The 19,829-nt window shown below is 73.3% G+C and carries 23 protein-coding genes; 9 read left to right on the forward strand and 14 right to left on the reverse strand.

Going from position 1 to position 19,829, the window contains the following annotated elements; genetic code table 11:
• The first annotated feature begins 50 nt into the window (after positions 1-50).
• Both QSK39_RS22820 and QSK39_RS22825 read left to right on the forward strand, forming a co-directional pair.
• Positions 51-623, forward strand: a complete 573-nt coding sequence (locus QSK39_RS22820) for a TetR/AcrR family transcriptional regulator (RefSeq protein ID WP_285479804.1) — start codon at positions 51-53, stop codon at positions 621-623.
• Entirely contained in the window at positions 620-910 is a 291-nt protein-coding gene (locus QSK39_RS22825; RefSeq protein WP_285479805.1) for a DUF6881 domain-containing protein, read from the forward strand. Before QSK39_RS22820 ends, QSK39_RS22825 begins: the two co-directional genes overlap by 4 nt.
• Here the strand turns inward: QSK39_RS22825 and QSK39_RS22830 are convergent.
• Genes QSK39_RS22830 through QSK39_RS22860 form a run of 7 tightly spaced genes read right to left on the reverse strand, consistent with a single transcriptional unit; the run spans position 907 to position 5,463 of the window.
• The gene (locus QSK39_RS22830) at positions 907-1,392 is read right to left on the reverse strand and encodes a GNAT family N-acetyltransferase (RefSeq protein ID WP_285479806.1); all 486 of its coding nucleotides are present in this window, start codon (positions 1,390-1,392) and stop codon (positions 907-909) included. The genes QSK39_RS22825 and QSK39_RS22830 overlap by 4 nt on opposite strands.
• Complete coding sequence (locus QSK39_RS22835; RefSeq protein WP_285479807.1) at positions 1,389-2,126, reverse strand: SIR2 family NAD-dependent protein deacylase; 738 nt, start codon at positions 2,124-2,126, stop codon at positions 1,389-1,391. Before QSK39_RS22835 ends, QSK39_RS22830 begins: the two co-directional genes overlap by 4 nt.
• A gap of 41 nt (positions 2,127-2,167) precedes the next feature.
• The gene (locus QSK39_RS22840; protein ID WP_285479808.1) at positions 2,168-2,362 is read right to left on the reverse strand and encodes a ferredoxin; all 195 of its coding nucleotides are present in this window, start codon (positions 2,360-2,362) and stop codon (positions 2,168-2,170) included.
• Positions 2,359-3,489 (reverse strand): NADH-ubiquinone oxidoreductase-F iron-sulfur binding region domain-containing protein, encoded by a 1,131-nt coding sequence (locus QSK39_RS22845; protein ID WP_285479809.1) that lies wholly within the window; start codon positions 3,487-3,489, stop codon positions 2,359-2,361. Before QSK39_RS22845 ends, QSK39_RS22840 begins: the two co-directional genes overlap by 4 nt.
• A complete protein-coding gene (locus QSK39_RS22850) occupies positions 3,486-4,055 on the reverse strand; it encodes a ferric reductase-like transmembrane domain-containing protein (protein ID WP_285479810.1) in 570 nt (189 codons plus the stop codon). The genes QSK39_RS22845 and QSK39_RS22850 overlap by 4 nt, the downstream gene beginning before the upstream one ends.
• On the reverse strand, positions 4,052-5,209 hold the full coding sequence (locus QSK39_RS22855) for an FAD:protein FMN transferase (protein ID WP_285479811.1): 1,158 nt from the start codon (positions 5,207-5,209) through the stop codon (positions 4,052-4,054). Before QSK39_RS22855 ends, QSK39_RS22850 begins: the two co-directional genes overlap by 4 nt.
• Complete coding sequence (locus QSK39_RS22860; RefSeq protein ID WP_285479812.1) at positions 5,206-5,463, reverse strand: hypothetical protein; 258 nt, start codon at positions 5,461-5,463, stop codon at positions 5,206-5,208. The genes QSK39_RS22855 and QSK39_RS22860 overlap by 4 nt, the downstream gene beginning before the upstream one ends.
• A gap of 244 nt (positions 5,464-5,707) precedes the next feature.
• Between QSK39_RS22860 and QSK39_RS22865 the strand changes: the two genes are divergently transcribed.
• The 3 genes from QSK39_RS22865 to QSK39_RS22875 are packed head-to-tail and all read left to right on the forward strand — an operon-like array spanning position 5,708 to position 8,824.
• Positions 5,708-6,583 carry an alkaline phosphatase family protein gene (locus tag QSK39_RS22865; RefSeq protein ID WP_285479813.1) on the forward strand — a complete coding sequence of 292 codons (876 nt, stop codon included), beginning with the start codon at positions 5,708-5,710 and terminating at the stop codon, positions 6,581-6,583.
• Positions 6,584-6,587: 4 nt separating this feature from the next.
• Entirely contained in the window at positions 6,588-7,832 is a 1,245-nt protein-coding gene (locus QSK39_RS22870; protein WP_285479814.1) for an MFS transporter, read from the forward strand.
• On the forward strand, positions 7,829-8,824 hold the full coding sequence (locus QSK39_RS22875; protein WP_285479815.1) for a TolB-like translocation protein: 996 nt from the start codon (positions 7,829-7,831) through the stop codon (positions 8,822-8,824). Before QSK39_RS22870 ends, QSK39_RS22875 begins: the two co-directional genes overlap by 4 nt.
• Here QSK39_RS22875 and QSK39_RS22880 read toward each other — a convergent pair.
• Positions 8,799-9,383 carry a dihydrofolate reductase family protein gene (locus tag QSK39_RS22880; protein WP_285479816.1) on the reverse strand — a complete coding sequence of 195 codons (585 nt, stop codon included), beginning with the start codon at positions 9,381-9,383 and terminating at the stop codon, positions 8,799-8,801. The two genes, QSK39_RS22875 and QSK39_RS22880, sit on opposite strands and share 26 nt — an antisense overlap.
• A 70-nt stretch (positions 9,384-9,453) precedes the next feature.
• A complete protein-coding gene (locus QSK39_RS22885) occupies positions 9,454-9,861 on the reverse strand; it encodes a hypothetical protein (protein WP_285479817.1) in 408 nt (135 codons plus the stop codon).
• A gap of 312 nt (positions 9,862-10,173) precedes the next feature.
• Between QSK39_RS22885 and QSK39_RS22890 the strand changes: the two genes are divergently transcribed.
• On the forward strand, positions 10,174-11,124 hold the full coding sequence (locus QSK39_RS22890) for a glycoside hydrolase family 6 protein (RefSeq protein WP_285479818.1): 951 nt from the start codon (positions 10,174-10,176) through the stop codon (positions 11,122-11,124).
• Here the strand turns inward: QSK39_RS22890 and QSK39_RS22895 are convergent.
• A complete protein-coding gene (locus tag QSK39_RS22895) occupies positions 11,111-12,448 on the reverse strand; it encodes a 3-hydroxybutyrate oligomer hydrolase family protein (RefSeq protein ID WP_285479945.1) in 1,338 nt (445 codons plus the stop codon). The genes QSK39_RS22890 and QSK39_RS22895 overlap by 14 nt on opposite strands.
• Before the next feature lie 189 nt (positions 12,449-12,637).
• On the opposite strand from QSK39_RS22895, the gene QSK39_RS22900 reads away from it, so the two are divergent.
• Positions 12,638-13,834: an extracellular catalytic domain type 1 short-chain-length polyhydroxyalkanoate depolymerase gene (locus tag QSK39_RS22900; protein ID WP_285479819.1), complete on the forward strand. Its 1,197-nt coding sequence runs from the start codon at positions 12,638-12,640 to the stop codon at positions 13,832-13,834.
• Between the two features lies 1 nt (position 13,835).
• On the opposite strand, the gene QSK39_RS22905 is transcribed toward QSK39_RS22900, so the two are convergent.
• The 3 genes from QSK39_RS22905 to QSK39_RS22915 all read right to left on the reverse strand — a co-directional run bounded on the left by QSK39_RS22905 (position 13,836) and on the right by QSK39_RS22915 (position 16,671).
• Positions 13,836-15,884: a TOMM precursor leader peptide-binding protein gene (locus QSK39_RS22905; RefSeq protein WP_285479820.1), complete on the reverse strand. Its 2,049-nt coding sequence runs from the start codon at positions 15,882-15,884 to the stop codon at positions 13,836-13,838.
• On the reverse strand, positions 15,881-16,063 hold the full coding sequence (locus tag QSK39_RS22910) for a hypothetical protein (RefSeq protein WP_285479821.1): 183 nt from the start codon (positions 16,061-16,063) through the stop codon (positions 15,881-15,883). The genes QSK39_RS22905 and QSK39_RS22910 overlap by 4 nt, the downstream gene beginning before the upstream one ends.
• Before the next feature lie 71 nt (positions 16,064-16,134).
• Entirely contained in the window at positions 16,135-16,671 is a 537-nt protein-coding gene (locus QSK39_RS22915; protein ID WP_285479822.1) for a TetR/AcrR family transcriptional regulator, read from the reverse strand.
• Positions 16,672-16,750: 79 nt separating this feature from the next.
• Between QSK39_RS22915 and QSK39_RS22920 the strand changes: the two genes are divergently transcribed.
• Complete coding sequence (locus tag QSK39_RS22920) at positions 16,751-17,644, forward strand: NADP-dependent oxidoreductase (RefSeq protein WP_285479823.1); 894 nt, start codon at positions 16,751-16,753, stop codon at positions 17,642-17,644.
• Here the strand turns inward: QSK39_RS22920 and QSK39_RS22925 are convergent.
• Positions 17,634-18,644 (reverse strand): LacI family DNA-binding transcriptional regulator, encoded by a 1,011-nt coding sequence (locus QSK39_RS22925; RefSeq protein ID WP_285479824.1) that lies wholly within the window; start codon positions 18,642-18,644, stop codon positions 17,634-17,636. The two genes, QSK39_RS22920 and QSK39_RS22925, sit on opposite strands and share 11 nt — an antisense overlap.
• Before the next feature lie 30 nt (positions 18,645-18,674).
• Between QSK39_RS22925 and QSK39_RS22930 the strand changes: the two genes are divergently transcribed.
• Positions 18,675-19,820 (forward strand): MFS transporter, encoded by a 1,146-nt coding sequence (locus tag QSK39_RS22930; protein ID WP_285479825.1) that lies wholly within the window; start codon positions 18,675-18,677, stop codon positions 19,818-19,820.
• Positions 19,821-19,829: the final 9 nt, after the last annotated feature.

Below are 19,829 nucleotides of genomic sequence, written 5' to 3' on the forward strand. Positions count from 1 at the left end.
ATGAACTACTATGCGCAGCTCATGTGACACTGTCAACTATGCTCGGCGTCATGGTGACGCGAGCCGAAGCCGCCGCTGCGACCCGGACCGCCCTCGTGCGGGCCGCGTCCGAACTGCTCGACGAAGGCGGCCCCGACGCGGTGACGCTCCGCGCGGTCGGGGCCCGCGCCGGCGTCTCGCGCGGCGCGCCGTACGGGCACTTCGAGGACAAGCAGCACCTGCTGACCGCGCTCGCCGTCGACGCGTGGAACTCGGTGGCGGACGAGGTGGAACAGCTGCGAGCCGACCTCGACGTCACCGCGAGCGCCCGGCTCGAGCGCGGCCTGCTGACGCTCATCGGAGTCGGCCGCCGGCAACCGCACCTGTACGCGCTGATGTTCAGCACCCCGGTGGGCGGCGACCCGGTCGCCGCCGCGGCGGCGACCCGCGTGGAGAACGAGTTCCTGACGCTGGTCGCCGACGTGGTCGGCGAAGGGGACGCGCGCCGCTACGGCGCGCTGCTGATGTCGAGCGCACACGGGATCGCGGGGCTGGAGCTCAGCGGCCACCTGGCGAAGGAGAAGTGGACGGTCGAGGGCGACGAGTTGGTACGGATGCTGGTCGACGCGATCCGTCCCGCATGACGGGCTTCTGGTACCTGCGGGTCCGGTGGGAGCACGACTTCGCCGACGATCCGGTCGCCATCGTCAGTGAGATCGGTCCGGACGGGTACGAACGCCGCAAGGTGGAGTTCTTCCGCGACGGCCGGCTCGGCTGGGCCGACGAGGAGCACGAGGTGGGCGGCACGGGCCTGGGCCAGGTCGTGGTCCCTCCGCTGGAGGAGATCGACGCGCAGCAGGAATTCGCGGCCTCGCGCGTCGAAGCCACCGAATTCGACCAAGCTTGGGCGCGCGCTACCCGGCGGCTCTAGCGCAAGTCCAGCCACAGGATGCGGAGCCCGACGTCGCCGTGATCAGGATGGCGGAACGCTCCCGGCGCCGTGCCGAGCGTGACGAACCCGAGGCTCTCGTACAACCGGAGCGCCGCCGTGTTCACCTCGACGACCGCGTTGAACTGGATGGCCGCGAACCCGCTGTCCCGGGCCCAGGCGACCAGATCCGTCGCGAGGGCGCGGCCGACCCCCGTGCCACGCGCCTCCTTCGCGACCATCAGGCTGCCGGAGGCGACGTGGCTGCCGGGGCCGGGCCGGTTGGCGTACATGTTCGCGGTCCCGGTCACCCGCTCCCCGTCCACGGCGACCACCACCCGGGCCGGCGGAGCGAGCAGCCAGCTCCGCCGGGCCTCGGGTTCGGTCATCGCGGGGTCGTAGGGGAACGTCCGCTGCTCGGTGACGACGTCGTGGACGATCGGCCAGATCCGCGGCCAGTCGTCGGCGTGGGCCTCCCGGATCACGCGCGCACCGCCGCGCAGAGTTCCGGGACCACCGTCTCGATGTCCTCGCGCAGCACGAAATCGGCTTCCTCGTCGTACGGCGTGGGCTGGCGGTTGACGATCACCAGCGTCGCCCCCGCCTGCGCCGCGATGGTGCACAGCGACGCGGCCGGCTCCACCTGCAGCGAGCTGCCGACGGCCAGGAAGACCTCGCTCGCCGCGGCGACACTGCGTGCGCGTCCCAGGAGGTCGCCGTCCAGCGTCTGTCCGAAAAGGACGACGTCGAGCTTCAGGATCCCGCCGCACTCCGGGCACCGCGGGTCGTCCTCGCCGCGCTCCAGCACTTCGGTGGTCGGGAACCGCGCCGCGCAGCCGGTGCACGCGGTGGTGTGCATGGAGCCGTGCAGTTCGAGGACCTTCCGCGCGACGAGGCCGGCTTTCTGGTGCAGGCCATCGACGTTCTGGGTGAGCACGCGCACGGCGACGCCGTCACCATCGAGGTCGGCGAGGGCGCGATGGGCGGCGTTCGGTTCGGCGCGCCAGGCGGCGTGGCCGGTGTAGCTGCGCCAGAACTCGCGGCGCACATCGGCGTCGGCGAGGAAGTTCTTCAGTGTGAAGGCGTTCACGGCGCTCGGCGAGCGCGTCCAGACGCCGTCGGGCCCGCGGTAGTCGGGGATGCCGGAAGCGGTGGAGATCCCCGCACCGCTCAGCACACCGACCAGCCGGGCGCCGCGAATCCGGTCGATCAGGTCCATGGTCCGGAGGTTAACGACCCGCCGCCGCCGCGACGACCGGATTACCGCGCTCGCAGCCGCAACGCCAAAGCCGGGCACGCGGCCGCCGCTCGCCGAGCCTCGGCCACCAGCTCCGGCGGCACCGGGCCCGGCTTCACGATCGGATAACCCCACTCGTCCAGCCGCACCGCCTCGGGCAGCAGGTCCGCGCACAGGCCGTGCGCCCGGCACCCGATCGGGTCCACCGTCACCTTCACGCCACACTCTCCAGAACCCGGCACCGGCCACCGGCCGCGTGCGCCGCCACGTCATGACCGAACACCCGCAACGCGCTCGTCGCGAGCCGCGCCGCGCCGTCCGGGTGCGCGCACGCCCCGCGGCCGGTGAGCAGCGGCAGCCGGCGGGCCAGCCGGGCCGTCGAAGGACCACCGCGGAGCAGCTCCGCGAAGTCCGCCGCGATCGCCGGGAGGCCGAACATGCACGGCCCGCACTGCCGGGCCGACTCGGCCGCCAGGAACGCCAGCACCTTCGCCGTGTACTCGAGCCCGCACGCCCGGGCCGGCAGCGCGTACACCGCCGGGATCCCCGACACGCCGACCGCGAAATCCGACGTCCAGGTCCCGCCGTAGCCGCCGGTCAGCACCGCCTGGACCGGCTCGGCCTCGCCGCCCGCCGCCGCCAGCACCGCGGCCACGGACGCTCCCGGAGCTACCTCCACGACCCCGGGCCGCCGGACCGCACCGGTGACCGTGACCAGGTCCCGGCGGGCGGAAAGGTAGTGCTGCGGGCCGAGCAGGATCGCCAAGGCCAGCTGCGCCAGCGTTTCGACGTTGTCCACGAGCGTCGGCCGGCCGCGCACCCCGCGTTCGTCGGGCCGCGGCGACTTGCCGAGCGGCCGCGCGTCGCCGGACGTCAGGTGGTGGACGAGCGCGGTCTCCTCGCTGGCGACGTACCGCCGCGGGATTTCCTCGACGCGCACCGGCACGCCGTCGTCGCGTTCGGCGAGCGCCGCGAAGACGCTCGGCAGCGCCGGGCTGCCCGCGTGGACGCACAGAATCGCTTCCCCGGCGCCGATGGCGTGCGCGGCCAACTGGAGGCCGTCGAGCACCAGGTGCGGGGACAGCGTCAGCAGCGCGGCGTCCTTGTGGCTGAGCGGGTCGCCTTCGCATCCGTTCGCGACGACGATCGAGCGTGGCGCGCGGGCCGAGCGCAGCTTGACCGCGGTCGGGAAGCCCGCGCCGCCGCGGCCGCGCAGGTCCGCCGCGGCGACGGCGGCGATCAGCCGGTCGCGGCCGTCGTCACCGTGGTAGGCGACCCAGGGCACGACGCCGTTGCGACGCCGGTGGCCGGCCAGGTCGAGGCGGTGGGGCGGCAGGATGGTCATCGAGTGCCTCCGAGCGGCGAGAGCTTGCGGGTCGCGGTGTCGGCGTCCTGACGGGTGGCCCGGAAGGCGACGCCGCCGAGGACGGCCAGCACGCACAGCACGTCGAGGGCGACGATCCAGCCGTACGCGGCGTCGTCTTCGGCCATGCCGAAGCCGTGCACCAGCGCGACCGGCCAGCAGAGGTAGGCCAGCCAGTGGACGGCGCGCCAGGCCCGCGGCGGGATGCGCGTGCGGAGCAGGCTGGTGACGACGATCGCGAGCAGCAGATCGATCGCGACGGCGCCGAAGCCGACCCAGAGCGGCTGGTAGGCCGAGCCGAACGGGACGACGACGTCGAGCCAGCTCAGCGAGACGTAGCCGTCGAGGATCGCCGACGCGATGTGCGCGCCGAGGAACGCGAGGCTGGTCAGCGCGAGGTTCCGGTGCAGCGCGGCGACGGTGAACCGCGGCCACGCCCGCGTCGCGAACCGGCCGGCGCCGAGCGCGCCGAGGACGACGACGCCGGTGAAGAGCACGAGCGAGACGAGGCCGGTCGCGCGGCTGAAGTACCAGACGGCGGAGCTCATGCGGCTCTCCTTTCGGCGGGCCAGCCCGGCGTCGTGACGACGTCGCCGGCGTCGGAGGTGAGCCGCGCGGGCAGGCGTCGCGCTGCCAGCCAGCCCGGCGCATCCGCCCCGAGGACGACGGCGGCGGTGCTCGCGGTATTGGCGTCCACAGTGGACTTCGCGGCGACGGAGACGGTGCGCCACAGCGGTTCGGCGACATCGCCGGTGCGCGGGTCGACGATGTGGTGCACGGTGCGCCCGGCGTGGCGCCAGCGCCTTCTGGCGGTACCGGAAGTGGCGAGGCCACCGGCGGTGAGGGCGACTTGCCCATCCGGCCGGGCGACGGCGTCGGCATGGTCATCGCCGAGTGCGACCTGCCAGCCGCCGGTAGGTTCCGGCCCGGCGACGCGCAGGTCACCCCCGAGGTTGACGAGGACACCGCACCCGAGGGCAGCATGGATCCGGCCCGCGGCGCGGTCTGCGGCGAGGGCTTTGGCGGTGGCGCCGAGGTCGAGCTGGACGCCACGCGGGAGGACGACCAGGCGGAGGGCGGGGTCGAAGAGGACCCGGTGCCAGCCGGGCGCGGGGGTGGCGTGGACCGGCCGGACTGCACCGCGCACGCCGCCGGCCGGGTCCGCCATCCCGCCACCCGGCCAACCCGAACCGGGCCGATCACCGCCGAGCGCGGCTGTCCCGGCCGCGCCAGGCGAGGCGGCAGCAGCCGAGGCGGCCGGCCCACCCGCACCGCGCACCCCGCCGGCCGGGTCCGGCATCCCGCCACCCGGCCAAACCGAACCAGGCCGATCACCGCCGAGCGCGGCCGTCGGCCGAGCCGGGTCGGCCGCGCCACCGCTGATCAACGCGAAGTCCCGGTCGTACCCCAACGCCCGGACCGCGGCCCCGACCGTCGGATCCACCAGACCCCCGGTCAGCCGGGCCGCGCGCAATGCCGCTCCCAATGCCTCCGCCAGCAGCTCCCCCACCCGGACCTGGCGCCCGGCCTGCTCGTGCAACCGGGAGATCTCCGAGTCCGCCCGGAACCGGCTGCACGCCAGGTCGATCGCGTCAAGCTCCTCGCTCAACAACGCAGCCGCCTCCGAGAGACGGCCGGGGTCGGTGACCACCACCGATGCCGTCGTGCCCAGGGCCGGGAATGCCCTCGCCGCCGTGGTCACGATGCGCCCGAGCCCGTGTGCGCGCTGCCCGAACCAGAACTCACGCCGCTGTCCGACGACTGGAGCTGGTCCTGGGAGCCGACCGTACTGCCCGAGTCCGAAGTCGAAGTCGACGTGGCCGAAGCCGTCGAAAGGCCGAAGCCGATCGCGCCGGCCGTGGCCGCGCCCAGCACCGCCACCGTCGCGGTGACCAGGGCGGCCTTGCGCCTGCCGTGCTCGCGGCGAGCCGCCGCGCCTGTCGTGTCGGGTTCCATGGGACCGAGTCTCGGCGCCGTTCCTTTGAACGACCTGGGAGCGACCTGTCAACTCCCTGGCCGTCCACAGTGGACACGGTGGGCACCTACCTTAGGAGGTTGACACCGGAAAGCCATTAACCCACTCTTTCCGTTGTCCGCCGGAGGTTCCCTGGTGTTCACGAACCGGACCACGACAAGCCGCGTCCCGGCTCCGTGGCGTGGGCATCATGAGGCGCCCTCACCCGCCACCGTTGGAGGACCCATGATCCGCAAGCGGATCTTCGCCGCGTTCGCCGCCGCCACCTTGGTCACAGCCGGTGTCGTCACGGCGGTCGTCGTCACCGGAACGGACGAGCCGACCGCGGTGCAGCCGACCGCGTCGACCGTCCCGGCGTTCGACCACATCGTCCTCGTGATGTTCGAGAACAAGAAGTACTCCTCGATCAACGGCAGCTCCAGCGCCCCCTACTTCAACACCCTCGCCTCGCAGAGCGCGAAGTTCACCAACTCCTTCGCCATCACCCACCCGAGCCAGCCCAACTACGTCGCCCTCTTCTCCGGCGCGACGCAGGGCGTGACCAGCGACAGCTGCCCGGCCAACCTCGGCGCCAAGGACAACCTGGGCCAGCAGCTGATCGGCGCGGGCAAGACCTTCAAGGGCTACTCCGAGTCGATGCCCTCGGACGGCTACACCGGCTGCTCCAGCGGCACCTACATGCGCAAGCACAACAGCTGGGTCGACTTCTCCAACGTCCCGGCCGCGAGCAACCTCCGCTACACGAACTTCCCCACCGACTTCACCCAGCTGCCGACGGTCGCCTTCGTCACGCCGAACATGTGCTCCGACATGCACGACTGCTCGGTCGGCACCGGCGACACCTGGCTCAAGAACCACCTCGACGCCTACGCCCAGTGGGCCAAGACGCACAACAGCCTGCTCATCACCACCTTCGACGAGGACAGCGGCACGTCGGTGAACCAGATCTTCACCAGTTTCACCGGCGCGCACGTCCAGGTCGGCAGCTACAGCGAGTCGATCAACCACTACACCGTGCTGCGCACGATCGAGGCGTCCTACGGCCTGCCGGGCATCGGCGGCGCCGCGAGCAAGTCGCCGATCCTCGACGTCTGGCAGTAACCGCGTGTACCTCGCCACCATCGGCCGCCGAGAGCACGCCGCGAAAGGCAAGCTCTCGGCGGTCGGCGCGAACGTCTTCGCGCTCGGCGCCGTCAGCCTGGTCACCGACGTCTCTTCGGAGATGGTCACCGCGGTGCTGCCGGTGTACCTCGTGCTCGGGCTGCACCTGAGTCCCGCCGCGTACGGCCTGGTCGACGGCCTCTACACCGGCGCGACGGCGCTGCTGCGGATCGTCGGCGGGTACGTCTCGGACCGGATCCGGCGCCGCAAGGTCGTCGCCGGCGCCGGCTACGCGCTGTCCGCGGTGGCGAAGCTCGGCCTGCTCGCCGCCGGGGCGTCGGCGGCCGCGATCGGCGCCGTGATCACCCTCGACCGCACCGGCAAAGGCCTGCGGACGGCGCCGCGCGACGCGCTGATCACCCTCTCGGCCCCGGAGCCGCTGCTCGGCCGCGCCTTCGGCGTACACCGGGCGATGGACAGCGTGGGCGCGTTCGCCGGGCCGCTGGTCGCGCTCGCCGTGCTGGCGGCGGTCGGCGCGACGAATCCCGAGGCGTTCGACGCCGTGTTCGTCGTCAGCTTCTGCGTCGCCGCGATCGGCGTGCTGCTGCTGGTGCTGTTCGTCCGCGACCACCGGACGCCGAAAGCGGCCGCCACACCGGTCTCGCCGCGCTCAGCAGCCGCCCTGCTGCGCGGCAGCGGCGTGCGGCGCCTGCTCGTGGCGGCGTGCGTGCTCGGGCTGGCCACGGTCGGCGACGGGTTCGTCTACCTGCTGCTGCAGCACAAGGAGGACATCGCGACCGGCTGGTTCCCACTGCTCGCGGTCGGCACCAACCTCAGCTACCTGCTGCTGGCCGCGCCGCTGGGCGTGCTGGCCGACCGGGTCGGCAGGCTGCCGGTCGTGCTCGGCGGCTACGGCGCGCTCGCGCTCGTCTACCTGCTGCTGGCCGGGCCGGTGTCCGGCTGGCCGCTGTTCGTCCTGGCGCTCGCGTTGTACGGCGCGTTCTACGCGGCGACCGACGGCGTCCTGATGGCGCTGGCCGGTCCGCTGCTGCCGGAATCGTTGCGCACCACGGGGATTTCGCTGGTGCAGACTGCGCAAGCGCTGGCCTACTTCGCCTCGTCCGTCCTTTTCGGACTGGCTTGGCAGTTCTGGGGTGCCGGGCTCGCGATCGGCGCCGCCGCGGGGGCGGCGGTGATCGCGATCGCCGTGACGTTCGTGGTGCTCTCGCCCCGGAAGGCGGCCTCGTGAAGACGCGGATCCTGATCGCGATCGCCGGCGTGCTGGTGCTGGCCGGGGCGGCGGTCGCGTACGTCGGGTTCGCGAGCGCGCGCGGTCACGACGTCGCCGCGACCGGTGTCGTCAGCCTCTCCCCCGGCCCGCGGCTGTTGTTCCGCAGCACCGCCGACGCCGACCGCGGGCACGTCGCCACCGTGTCCGTCGCCGACCCCGGCGGCGCGCGGACCGTGTCGCCGCTGTCCTGCAGCCGGGTGTACGCCGCCGGCGGCACCGGGCTCTGCCTGCGCCAGGACGGCGACCTGACCACCTACCAGCTGGCGGTGCTCGACGCGGGCCTCGCGGTGCGCCGGGAGATCCCGCTGGTCGGGCTGCCGAACCGGGCGCGGGTGTCGGCGAGCGGCCGGATGCTGGCGTGGACGGTGTTCGTCACCGGCGACTCCTACAACGGCGGCATGTTCTCCACCCGCGCCGGCATCCTCGACACCGCGACCGGCGACCTGGCCGGGACCCTCGAGGACTACGCGGTGACGCTCGACGGGAAGCCCTACCAGGCCGCGGACCTCAACTTCTGGGGCGTCACGTTCACCCGCGACGACCGCCGGTTCTACGCGACGATGTCGACGGCCGGGCACCGCTACCTCGTCGCGGGCGACTTCGCCGCGCACACGATCCGGACGCTGCGGGAGAATGTCGAATGCCCGTCCCTTTCCCCGGACGGGACCCGCGTCGCGTTCAAGTCCGCTGTGGACGACGACCCGGCGAAGGGCTGGCGGCTGTCCGTTGTGGACTTGGCGAGCTCGGCGGTGACGCCGCTGGCCGAGACCCGCAGCGTCGACGACCAGCCGGCGTGGCTCGACGACCGCACGATCGGCTACAGCGTGCCGCGCGGGCCCGGCCACGCGGACGTCTGGTCGGTCCCGGCCGACGGCTCCGGCACGGCCCGGCTGCTGATCCCGGAGGCGGAGTCCCCGGCGGCACTCACCGACGCTCGTACTGGGCGATGAGCACGCCCTTCGTGGTCGGGACGCTGCTGGTGAGCGTGAACTCGGTGAGCGGCGCCGGTCCCTCGAACAGGCGCAGGCCCGCGCCCAGGGTCAAGGGGTGGATCAGCAGCGTGTAGCGGTCGACCAGGCCGGCGGCGTGCAGGGAGTGCACGAGCGAAGCGCTGCCGATGACGGACAGGTCGTTCCCGGGCCCGGCCTTCAGCTCGGCGACGGTCTTCTCGGCGTCCCCGGCGAGCAGCACGGAGTTCTGCCAGGCCCCGGCGTCCTCGAGGGTGGTCGACGCGACATACTTGGTGACGCCGTTCATGTGGGTGGTGAAAGGGTTGCCGTCCTCGCGCCCGGCCCACGCGCCGATGAAGTCTTCCCAGGTCCGCCGCCCGAAGAGCATGTCACCGGCGCGGCTCATGCCCTTGCCCATCTCGCGGGCCATGACGTCGTCGGAGTAGCCGGTGCCCCAGCCGCCGTGGGCGAAGCCGCCGCGGGTGTCCTCGTCGGGCCGGCCGAGGCCCTGCACGACGCCGTCGAGGGTGACGCTCATGGTGACGCTGATCGAACGCATGGGGTGTCCTTCCGTCCAGGTGGCTGGTCACCTCCTGTACGAACGGCCGAACCGCGGATCGACACCGGGGTCAGTCCATTTTGCGCAGGCCCTCGAGGATGCGCCGCATCAGCTCGCCGTCCGGGGCCGCGAACGCCAGCCGGGGCGCCAGGAAGCGGCCCGAGGGCGGGCCGGCGGGCGGGATCGTGCGCGGCACGCGCCACGGCAGCCGGTCCGGGGACGTGTCGCGGCCGGTCTGCTCCGGGATCGGGAGGGTCGGCAGCGCGATCGTGCCCGCCTCGGCGAACCGCCGGGCCGCCTGTTCGAAGCGGAGGCGGGCCTGGATCCCGGCGACCGTCCAGTCCGGCTCGGGATCCGGCTCGGAGCCGGCGGTCACCCGGCGGGGCCGGCGTTCGAGCGTGATGGCCCAGGCCGCCGCGGCGAGCGCGGGCAGCAGCAGGCCCGCGATGATGGCGAAACCGGACAGGGCCGCGGCCATCAGGAGGCCTCGGCGACGGGTAGCAGCATGGCGTTCACTTCCGGACTTGCGGTTCTTCCGAAGCATGGCCGACACCTGGATATTCGACGTGAACGAATGTTTCGCGGACCCCGGAACCCCATCATGAACGACGGGCGACGCTCCCGCAAGCGGCCGGGCGGGGTGGCCCGTCCGGACGGCGAAACCGCAGGTGGGAGCCGGTTTTAAGGGTAGCAGCGACGAGCCCCTCACCAGGTAGTACGGGCGTCGGCCGCGTCCGGTTCACTTTATCTTTTGTACGCCCCGTGTACGCCGCCGCGGCAAACTCGCCGAATGCGCATTACGACCATCCTCGTGGCCGCGACGCTGGCGCTCACCGGGCTCGCGGCCCCGGCGCTCGCCGCCGACGGCAACCCGCTCGAGAAGACGAACGGCTTCTACGTCGATCCCGGCTCCAACCCGGCGGTGTGGGTCCGAGACCACCCCGGCGACAGCCTCGCGGGCCCGATCAAGGCGTCCATCGCGACCAAGCCTGGCGCCCGCTGGTTCGGCGCCTGGAGCGGCGACGTCCGCACGGCGGTCGACGGGTTCACCTACGCCGCCGACGTCGCCGACAAGCTGCCGGTGCTGGTCGCGTACAACATCCCGGGCCGTGACTGCGGCGGCGATTCGAGCGGCGGCGCGGGCAGCCCGCAGGCCTACCGCGACTGGATCTCCGCGTTCGCCGACGGCATCGGCGGCAAGCCGGCGGTCGTGATCATCGAACCGGACGCGCTCGCCCAGCTCGACTGCCTCCCCGGCGACGCCCGCCAGACCCGGCTCGACCTGCTGAACTACGCGGCGACGCAGTTCAAGCAGAAGGCGCCGAACACTTGGGCGTACCTGGACGGCGGCAACGCGACGTGGATCCCGGCGGCGACGATGGCCTCGCGGCTGAAGTCGGCGGGTGTGGGATCCATCCACGGGTTCGTGCTGAACGTGTCGAACTTCTCCACGACGGCCGACTCGACGACGTACGGCAAGGCGGTCGACGCGGCCCTGGGCTACGCGGCACCGTTCGTCGTGGACACCAGCCGCAACGGCAACGGCCACGGCACCGATGCGGAGTGGTGCAACCCGCCGAAGCGCAAGCTGGGAGCCCCGGCCCAGCTCGGCGGCGGCCCGGAGATGCAGCTGTGGATCAAGGTCCCGGGCGATTCGGACGGCAGCTGCGGCTACGGCGCGGGCATCCCGGCGGGCACGTTCAGCCCCGCCCTGGCCGGCCACCTGATCAAGGGTGACTGACCAGCGAGCAGGTGCGGGCCAGGTCGGCCGGGGTCGCGCCGGCGGGACGCGCGATCGTTCCCGAAGCCGGCGGACGCACCCCGCGCAGCCACCCGCCCAGCGCGTCGAACGCCGTCCGGAAGCACGGACCGAGCGGCCTCAGCCGGTCCGGGTACACGTCGGCCAGCCCGTCGACGTGGTTGCCGTCGACCACCCGGTAGTACCGGTGCAGCGACCCGCGTCCCGCCGACGTGATCATCCGGTCGTACACATCGGAGTCCCGGGTGATCGGCAGCAGCGTGTCCAGCGTCCCGTGCAGCGTGAGCAGCGGCTTGCCGATCCGCCCGGTCAGCGAGATCCGCTCCACCGCCCGCGCCACCGAAGCGGGCCGCGAAGCATACTCGTAGTCCGCGTCACAAGACGGCGTTCCCGAAGCGCAGAAAGGCGTTCCGGCCGACAGCGCACCGTCGAACGACGGGTCGACCTCTTCGCGGTAGATCCGCTGGGTCAGGTCCCAGTAGACGCGGTAGTGGTAGTCCCACAGGAACTCCGAGCCCGGCGCGAACCCGGCGTCCAAAATGGACTGATGCGCTTCCGGCGACCCCGCCGCGTACGCCGGGTACGCCTTCAACGCCGGTGGCAGGAACGTGAACAAGTTCGGCCCATCGGCACGCCACAGCGTCCCTTCCCAGTCGACGCCCCCGTCGTAGAGCCACGGCCGGTTCTCCAGCTGCCACCGCACGAGGTACCCGCCGTTGGACAGCCCGGCGGCCAGCGTCCGCGTCACCGGACGGCGGTAGTGCGCGGCCGCGGCCGAGCGGGCGGCCAGCGTCAGCTGCGTGACGCGCGTGTTCCACTCGGCCAGCGCGTCACCCGGCCGGACGCCGTCGGCGTAGAACGCGGCGCCGGTGTTGCCCTTGTCGGTCGCGGCGAACGCGTAGCCCTCGGCCAGGGCCTGGTCGCCGATCGCGCGGTCGTTCGCGTACTGCCGCCGCACGCCCGGTGCCCCGGAGACGACCAGGCCGCCGTTCCAGCGCGCCGGCAGGCGCAGCACGAACTGCGAGTCGTGGTTCCAGCCGTTGTTCGCGTTCGCCGTCGAGGTGTCCGGGAAGTACCCGTCGACCTGCACGCCGGGCACCCGGCCGTACGTCGGCAGCCCCGCCGACGTCAGCCCGGCCCAGTCCGCCTCGACGGTGTGCCCGGACGCGAGCGTGCCGGTCGTCGTCAGGTCGTCCAGGCACGCCGACACGGACTTCTCGGCCCCGGGCACGGCCACCCGGCAGCCCCCGGGCGAAGCCGACGCCGATGCGGGCAACGCCGCCGCGAGCGCCCCTGCCAGAACCACGACCAGCCATCTGCGCACGGTCCACCTCCGGTCTCGTTGGAACAGAACCCAAGCGCGTGCCCCCGGCGAGAGCCATCCCGCCGGTCACCATGAATCGCCCCGGGGATGTGGTGGACGGCCACATGGTCCGAACCAGCGGACCGTCCTAGCGTCACTGGAAACCCTCTCAACGACGAGAAGGACGCCACCATGCGCAAGCTCGCCTTCGCCGGCCTCGCCGCGATCACCGCCGCCGTGCTCACCACCGTCGGAGTGGCGAGCGCCGATCCGCCGCCGTCGTCCCTGGTCCAGGTGGCGAACTTCGGGGCCAACCCCGGCGCGCTGGCGATGTACACCTACACGCCGTCCGGGCTCGAAACCGGCCGTCCGGTGGTCGTCGCCCTGCACGGCTGCACCCAGAGCGCCTCGGACTACTACGCCCACTCCGGCTGGCCAAAGCTGGCCGACAAGTGGCGCTTCGAGGTCGTGTTCCCGCAGCAGTCGACCGCGAACAACTCGCTCAAGTGCTTCAACTGGTTCGCCACCGCCGACGACACCCGGGGCAACGGCGAGGCCGCGTCGATCAAGTCGATGGTGGACAAGGCGGCCGGCGACCACTCCTCGGACCGCTCGCGCGTGTTCGTCACGGGACTCTCGGCCGGCGCCGCGATGACCGCGGACCTGCTCGCCGCCTACCCGGACGTCTTCGCCGGCGGCGGCATCAACGCCGGCATCCCCGCGCAGTGCGCCACCAGCATCACCGAGGCGTCGGGCTGCCAGATGAACAACCAGAACCTGACGCCGGCGCAGTGGGCCTCGAAGGTGAAGGCCCAGTACCCGGGCTACTCCGGGCCGTGGCCGCGCGTCGCGATCTGGCAGGGCACCGGCGACTACACGGTCTACCCGGTCAACGGCACCGAGCTGCGCGACCAGTGGACCGCGGTGCACGGGCTCTCGCAGACGCCGACGAGCACGCAGTCCCTGCCCGGCAGCACGACGCTGACGAGTTACGGCGACAAGGTCCAGCTGTACTCGATCGCCGGGATGGGCCACGGCACCGCGGTCGACCCGGGCACCGGCGCGACGCAGTGCGGCAGCACCGGCGCGTACTTCCTCGCGGGCATCTGCTCCAGCTACTACACGGGCGTGTTCTGGGGGCTGGACAAGGGATCCGGGACCACGCCGACCACCACTCCGCCGACGACCACGACGACGCCTCCGCCGTCGGGCACGTGCGTGAACGCGAGCAACTACGCCCACACGCAGGCGGGCCGCGCGCACCAGAGCGCCGGTCAGGTGTACGCGAACGGCTCCAACCAGGCCATGGGCCTGTGGAACACGTTCACCACGCACGCCCTGCGCGAGACGTCCTCGGGCTACTGGGTCCTCGCCGACGGGCAGTGCTGACTCACAGGAAGATCGGCATCGGGTTCAGGTCTTCGTACGCGGTCGGCTCGGCCAGGCGGCCGAGCCGCACCGGCACGTCGTAGAGCCGGCCGGGCGCGAACCGCGCCCGGAATCCCCGCATCCCCGGCACGAGCACCTTCACCACGGGCAGGCCGATGTCCGGGCGCGTCTGGTCGAGCACGAACACCTCCAGCCCGGCGCGCTCGAGTTTCCCCTGCACGGGAAGGACATTCGTCGGCAGGACGGCCGCGGACGGCGCCGGGAGCAGATGGGGGTGCTCGGCGACCGACGCCTCCCGCAGCCAGCGCGCCGCGGGCGGGTGGTCGCCGAGCCGGCCGTCGAGGACCGCCGGCATCAGCTGGTTCAGCTCGGTCAGCGCGCGCCGCAGCGCGACGGCCGGGTCGGGGTGCGCGCCGAAGCCCAGCATGATCTGCTCGGGCGCCCCGGTGCGCCGGGACACGGCGGCCCGGACCGGCACGCCGAGGTCGGACGTCACGTCCAGGGCCCACACCTCGCGGCCCAGCCCGGCGTACACCTCCCGCAGCTCGGTGGTCCACGGGTCGGCGGGCAGGTCGACGCCCGGCTGCCGGGTGCGGTTGTACCACCAGAGCGCGACGGCGTCGCGTTCCACGACCTCCAGCATCCCTCGCCGCACGGCGTCTTCGAGGGTGCCGCCCGCCGCGTTGCCGTTCGAATCGGCGGCGACGGAGGCCGGTCCGGGCGCGCCGAAGTACAGCAGGGCGGTCGGGAACAGCCGGTGCTCGCCGCGGGTGAGCGACCACACCGGCGTCCAGTCCAGCTCGGCGTCGTCGTCGAAGGGCTCGCGCGCCCGGTCGGCGTACTGGCGCTCGTGGAACAGCTGGCAGGTGTCGGGATGCACGGCCTGGTCCCCCAGGGACCGGAAGCTGCCGCGCACCCGTTCCTCGTCGCCGTCGAACCGGGCGCTGTGCCGTTCGAGCGCTTCGCACAACGCGCTGACCTCGGCGTCGAGCGACGTGACGCCCTTGCCGCCGTTCTCCGCGCGCAGCGCCGCCCCGAGCCGGTCCGCGCCACGCAGACCCGGCACGACGTTCGGCCCGGACCGGACCGCGGTGAAGAACGCCGGGCCGCGCGGATCGCGGCGCAGCTCCCTGACGACCCCGGTCAACGGGCTGACCAGGTGGCGATACGTCTCGAGCACCCGCTCCGGCGGCACCGCGCGGGGCCGGCCGAGGACCACCGGACGGCGTGCCCGTTCCCGCACCAGCTCCGGGTTCCCGCAGGACGCGCACTGCGGCCGGGCGCGCACCTCGTGCCGTTCGCCGGTCAGGTCCCGGCTGTCGAACGTCCACAGTGCACGCTGGCCCGGGTACCGCTGCCCGGCCAGCCACTTGACCGCTTCCAGCGCGACGAGGTTCAGTGCGACGGCGGACAGCGACGGGAGCGTGACCTCGGGGCGCGGGAGCGGGCCGGGCAGGCCGAGCGCGTCCCGCACGTGCGCTTCGGCTGCGCGGTTGCCCCACAACCGCGTGGCGAGGCAGTGCCGGCAGGGGCCGTCGCCGGGGATGAAGAACGGGCCGATCCACACCCGCGCGCCGACGGTCTTGGCGAGCAGCCACGGACGTCCGGTCGCGCGGTGCTCCGCGTCCACTTCGGACAGTCTCGGATCGAGATAATCACGGCACAGCAAGACAGTCAGGTCGGCGTCGTGGTCGACGACCGTCAGCCCGGCCGCGCGGAACGCCGCGGGATCCGCGCCCACGAGCGCGACCGTGCCGGACGCGGGTTCGACACCCACCGCGTCCCAGTAGGCCGCACCCGGCCGCCGCAGGCCGATCAGCTGCTCCTCGGCGAGCCGGTTCAGCACCCCGGCGGCCTCGGCGGCGGGAACGTCTTCGGGCAGGTCACGGCGAAGCGCGGCGAAGTCCCGGGTGCCGTCGAGCAGTGGGACCAGCGCTTCGACGTGCGGCCCGCTCAGCGCCGTGGCGCCGTCCTCGGACAGCACGTACACGGCGTCGCCGGGCACCACCGCCGTGCTCAGGTGGCGCTTGAACCCGACCGGGTCGGTCACCCGGCGGTCGTGCCCCGCTCCGGGCCGTCGGTCACGCAGGGGCTGACCGAGCCGTCCCCCACGCACAGCAGCTGGGTCCCGGCCGCCGCGCGGCCGTCGAGCGGGACGACCGTCAGCCCCGGCACGCCGGCAGGCCCGGTCCCGAAGGCCGACGTCAGCGCGGTTTCGAACTCGTTCACGACTACTCCTTCGTCCGTCCCCGGCCATCTTCGCCGGGCCGGCCACGGTCCATAAGGGCCGGTCGGGGGACTCAGGTCAGCAGGCCGGTCAGCAGCACCGCGGTCAGCCGCCGGGCCGCCGGGCCGGTCCGCGCGGACGTGGTCGCCGTCAGCGCGAGCCGGACGTCCTCGAGCGACACCCGGGACCGGAGGACGCCCTCGGCGCGGGCCCGCTCGACCAGCCGCGCGAACGCCTCGGCGTGCGCCCGGCGCCGGTCGGCGAACTCCGGTCCTCCGAGGACCCCCATGAGCCCCGGCTCCTCGACCCGCCACTCGCCGAAGCGGTGGAACGTGCGGGTCAGCGCACGACGGCTGTCCGGGTCGGCGAGCGCGGCCCGCAGCTGGCCCTCGCACCGCTGCACCTGACCGGCGAGCACGGCCGCGAGGAGGTCGTCGCGGGACGGGAAGTGCCGGTGGACGGTCGCGGGAGCCAGGCCCGCGCGCCGCGCGATCTCGCGCACCGGCAGGTCCGGGCCGTGCCGCGCGAACGCCGTGTGCGCGACCGCGACGAGGTGGCGCCGGTTGTCCTCGGCGTCCGCCCGGCGTTTCCGAGTCAGTTCGTCGCGCACGGCTCTCACTTCCCCGCTCGTCGCCGGTGATCACTCCTAGCGTAGGCGTGGTCAGGGTGTCCGCTGTGGAGGAGTGATCGTGTTCGCAACCCGGTTCGAGCGGTTCGGCCCGCCCGAGGTCCTGTCGGCGGGCGAGCTGCCGGAGCCGCACGCCGGGCCGGGCGAGGTGCGGATCCGTGTGCGGGCGGCCGGTGTCTCGCCGGTGGACCTGGCGATCCGCGCCGGGAAGTCGCGCTCGCCGATCGCCCTGCCGCACATCCCGGGGGTCGACGCCGCGGGGGTCGTGGACGAAGCGGGCCCGGGTGTTTCGGTCGGCGACGAGGTGTTCGGCGCGGTCGACGTCGCCCGGCTCGGTGGGGCGACCGCCGAGTTCGCCGTGCTGGCGTTCTGGGCGCCCAAGCCGCCGTCGATGCCGTGGGAGCAGGCCGGCGCGGCGGGCTCCGGGATCGAGACGGCCACCCGCGCGCTCGACCTCCTGGACGTCCGGGACGGCATGACACTGCTGGTCGACGGCGCGTCCGGCGGGGTCGGCAGCCTCGTCGTGGGCCTGGCGCTCGCGCGGGGCGCGCGGGTGATCGGGACGGCAGGCGACCTGGAGTTCGTCGAGAGCCTGGGTGCCACGCCGGTTCCGTACGGTCCCGGCTTGGCCGCGCGGGTGTCCGGCCGGGTCGACGCGGCCCTCGACGTCGCCGGCCGGGGCTCGCTGCCGGAGCTGGTCGCGCTGACCGGATCGCCGTCGTCGGTGGTCACGCTGGCGGACTTCGGCGGACCGTCCCACGGCGTTCGCGTGTCGGTCGGGGCCCTGGGTGGCGAGCCGGACGGACGGCACGGTCTCTCGACGGCCGCGGCGCTCTTCGAGGAGGGCAGGTTCCGGGTGCCGGTCGAAGAGGTGTTCACCGACGCGGCCGCCGCGCACGCCGCCGCCGAACGCGGGCCGCGGCGGGGAAAGCTGGTCGTGGCGGTCAGCGGGTAGTCGCCCGGACGGTCGCGGTCCACTCGGCCGGTCGCGGGGCTTCCCGCTCGCCGAGGGCGATCAGGGCGCAGTCGCGGCCCTGGGCGAAGAGCGACTGCGCGATGGTCGTGAGCCCGGCGCGGGCCGCGTCCGGGTCGTCGTCCCAGCCGGCGACGGCGACGTCCCCGGGCACCCGCAGGCCGCGGCGGCTCGCGGCGTCGAGGACGGCGAAGGCGAGCTGGTCGCTCATGGCGATCACCGCGTCGGGCTCGGTGTCGAGCAGCGCTTCGGCCATTTTCCCGGCTTCGTCGCGGTCGTTGCGGGCGACGACCGCGACCGGCAGCCCGCCCGGGTCGCCGAGGTGGTCGTAGACGCCGAGGAGCCGTTCGCGGGTGACGGGGAACGCGATGTCCTGCGGGGCGGGCCCGGTTTCCAGTCTCGGGCGGCGATCGCGGTCGAAGGGGAAGCTCAGCACGGCCGGCCGGCGAGCGCCGGCGAACGTGCGCGCGGCCAGCTCCCGGGCGGACGCGCGGTTGTCGATGCCGACGACCTGGGCCCCGGCGAACGCGGGCCCGCCGTGGATCGCGACCGGCTTGCCGAGGCCGCTCACGACGTCGAGCACCGGGTCCGTGTCGACGGTCGTCCAGACGATGTAGCCGTCGACCGACGCCGACCGGACGCGCTCGACGTCGTCGGCCGAGCCGGTGGTCGGGATGAGGTTCAGCCCGCTCCCGCGCTCGCGGCAGACCTCGGCGACGCCGGCGAGGAACCGCCGGGCCTGCGGGTCTTCGAAGGCGTAGGCGAGGTGTTCGCCGAGCACGACCCCGATCGCGCCGTTGTGACGGCGGCGCAGCGACCGCGCGGTGGGGTCCGGCCCGCGGTAGCCCAGCTCGGCGGCGACCTCGCGGACCCGGCGCAGCGTCTCCGGGGCGACGCGGTCGGGCTGGTTGTAGCAGTACGACACGGTCATCGCCGAGACGCCGCAGCGGCGCGCGACGTCCGCCATCGTCGGTCTGGACATGGGCCCACCCTAGCTGTGTATCGTTAAACAATGCTCGTCGAGCCCCGCACCCGGCTCGCGCTGGGAGCACTCAGCGCGGCCTGCTTCGTATCCGTGACCTCGGAGAACCTGCCGGTCGCGCTGCTGCCGCAGCTCGCGTCCGGGCTGGGGGTCGGCGATTCCGCGATCGGGCTGCTGATGACCGGGTACGCGCTGGTCGTGGCGGTCTCGGTGGTGCCGCTGGTGGCGTTGACGTCGCGCTGGGACCGCCGGACGACCGCGCTGGTGACGCTCGGGATGATCGTGGTGTCGAACCTGGTCCTGGCGGCGGCGCCGAACTACGCCGTGGCGGTCGCCGCGCGCCTGGTGGCGGCCGCGGGCCACGGCGTGTTCTGGTCGGTGGTGGCGTCGATGGCCGGCCGGTTGCTGGGGCCGGGCCGGGGCGGCCGCGCGACGGCGGTGGTGTTCGCCGGGAACTCCTTGGCGTTCCTGTTCGGGCTGTCGGCGAGCTCCTGGCTGGGCGCGGCCCTCGGCTGGCGGACGGCGGTGCTGGCGGTGGCGGGCGTCGCAGCGCTGACAGCGGTGGTCATCCGGCTCACGGTCGGCCCGATGCCCGGGACGGCGCCCGCTGCCCGAGGGCGCCTCGCGGTCGGTTCGCTGCTTCCGGTCAACCTGACGACGTTGCTGGTCGTGACGGGTCATTTCGCGGCGTTCACCTACATCACGGCGATCATCGCCCGCTGGGTCCACCTGACGGGTTCGCCGACATCGCTGTTGTTGTTCGCCCACGGAACGGCGGGCTTGCTGGGGTTGGTCTTGATCGGCCGCCACATCGACGGCCACCCACGGGCAACGGCGCTGCTCACGACGGGCGGCCTCGCGGCGTGCATGGTGGCGCTGCTGGTCTCGCCGGGCCCGGTCGTCGCGGGGGTGGCGATCGTGGCCTGGGCGGGACCGGCGGCGGGCATCGGCGTGGTGCTGCAGGCGGCGGTCTTGCGGGTGGCGAAGAGCCAGCCGGACCTGGCGTCGGCGGTGTACATCGTGGCGTTCCAGATCGGCATCGCTGCGGGGGCAGCGCTGGGCGGTCTGGGGATGGACCACGGGATGCTGCCGGCGGCAGTGGTGATCGCGGCGGCCGGAGGGCTTGCGTCGGCGATCGTGGTGCGCCGATCGGCGGCGTTCAAGTCACGCGTCTGAGCAGGCGCA

It is taken from the genome of Amycolatopsis sp. NBRC 101858, assembly GCF_030269325.1.
Taxonomy (GTDB): Bacteria; Actinomycetota; Actinomycetes; order Mycobacteriales; family Pseudonocardiaceae; genus Amycolatopsis; species Amycolatopsis ponsaeliensis.

Bases quoted from the DNA above. Each gene is read 5' to 3' on its own strand.
- QSK39_RS22820 (WP_285479804.1), top strand. From the start codon at position 51: ATGGTGACGCGAGCCGAAGCCGCCGCTGCGACCCGGACCGCCCTCGTG.
- QSK39_RS22825 (WP_285479805.1), top strand. From the start codon at position 620: ATGACGGGCTTCTGGTACCTGCGGGTCCGGTGGGAGCACGACTTCGCC.
- QSK39_RS22835 (WP_285479807.1), bottom strand. From the start codon at position 2,126: ATGGACCTGATCGACCGGATTCGCGGCGCCCGGCTGGTCGGTGTGCTG.
- QSK39_RS22845 (WP_285479809.1), bottom strand. From the start codon at position 3,489: ATGACCATCCTGCCGCCCCACCGCCTCGACCTGGCCGGCCACCGGCGT.
- QSK39_RS22850 (WP_285479810.1), bottom strand. From the start codon at position 4,055: ATGAGCTCCGCCGTCTGGTACTTCAGCCGCGCGACCGGCCTCGTCTCG.
- QSK39_RS22860 (WP_285479812.1), bottom strand. From the start codon at position 5,463: ATGGAACCCGACACGACAGGCGCGGCGGCTCGCCGCGAGCACGGCAGG.
- QSK39_RS22865 (WP_285479813.1), top strand. From the start codon at position 5,708: ATGATCCGCAAGCGGATCTTCGCCGCGTTCGCCGCCGCCACCTTGGTC.
- QSK39_RS22880 (WP_285479816.1), bottom strand. From the start codon at position 9,383: ATGCGTTCGATCAGCGTCACCATGAGCGTCACCCTCGACGGCGTCGTG.
- QSK39_RS22885 (WP_285479817.1), bottom strand. From the start codon at position 9,861: ATGGCCGCGGCCCTGTCCGGTTTCGCCATCATCGCGGGCCTGCTGCTG.
- QSK39_RS22890 (WP_285479818.1), top strand. From the start codon at position 10,174: ATGCGCATTACGACCATCCTCGTGGCCGCGACGCTGGCGCTCACCGGG.
- QSK39_RS22900 (WP_285479819.1), top strand. From the start codon at position 12,638: ATGCGCAAGCTCGCCTTCGCCGGCCTCGCCGCGATCACCGCCGCCGTG.
- QSK39_RS22925 (WP_285479824.1), bottom strand. From the start codon at position 18,644: ATGTCCAGACCGACGATGGCGGACGTCGCGCGCCGCTGCGGCGTCTCG.
- QSK39_RS22930 (WP_285479825.1), top strand. From the start codon at position 18,675: ATGCTCGTCGAGCCCCGCACCCGGCTCGCGCTGGGAGCACTCAGCGCG.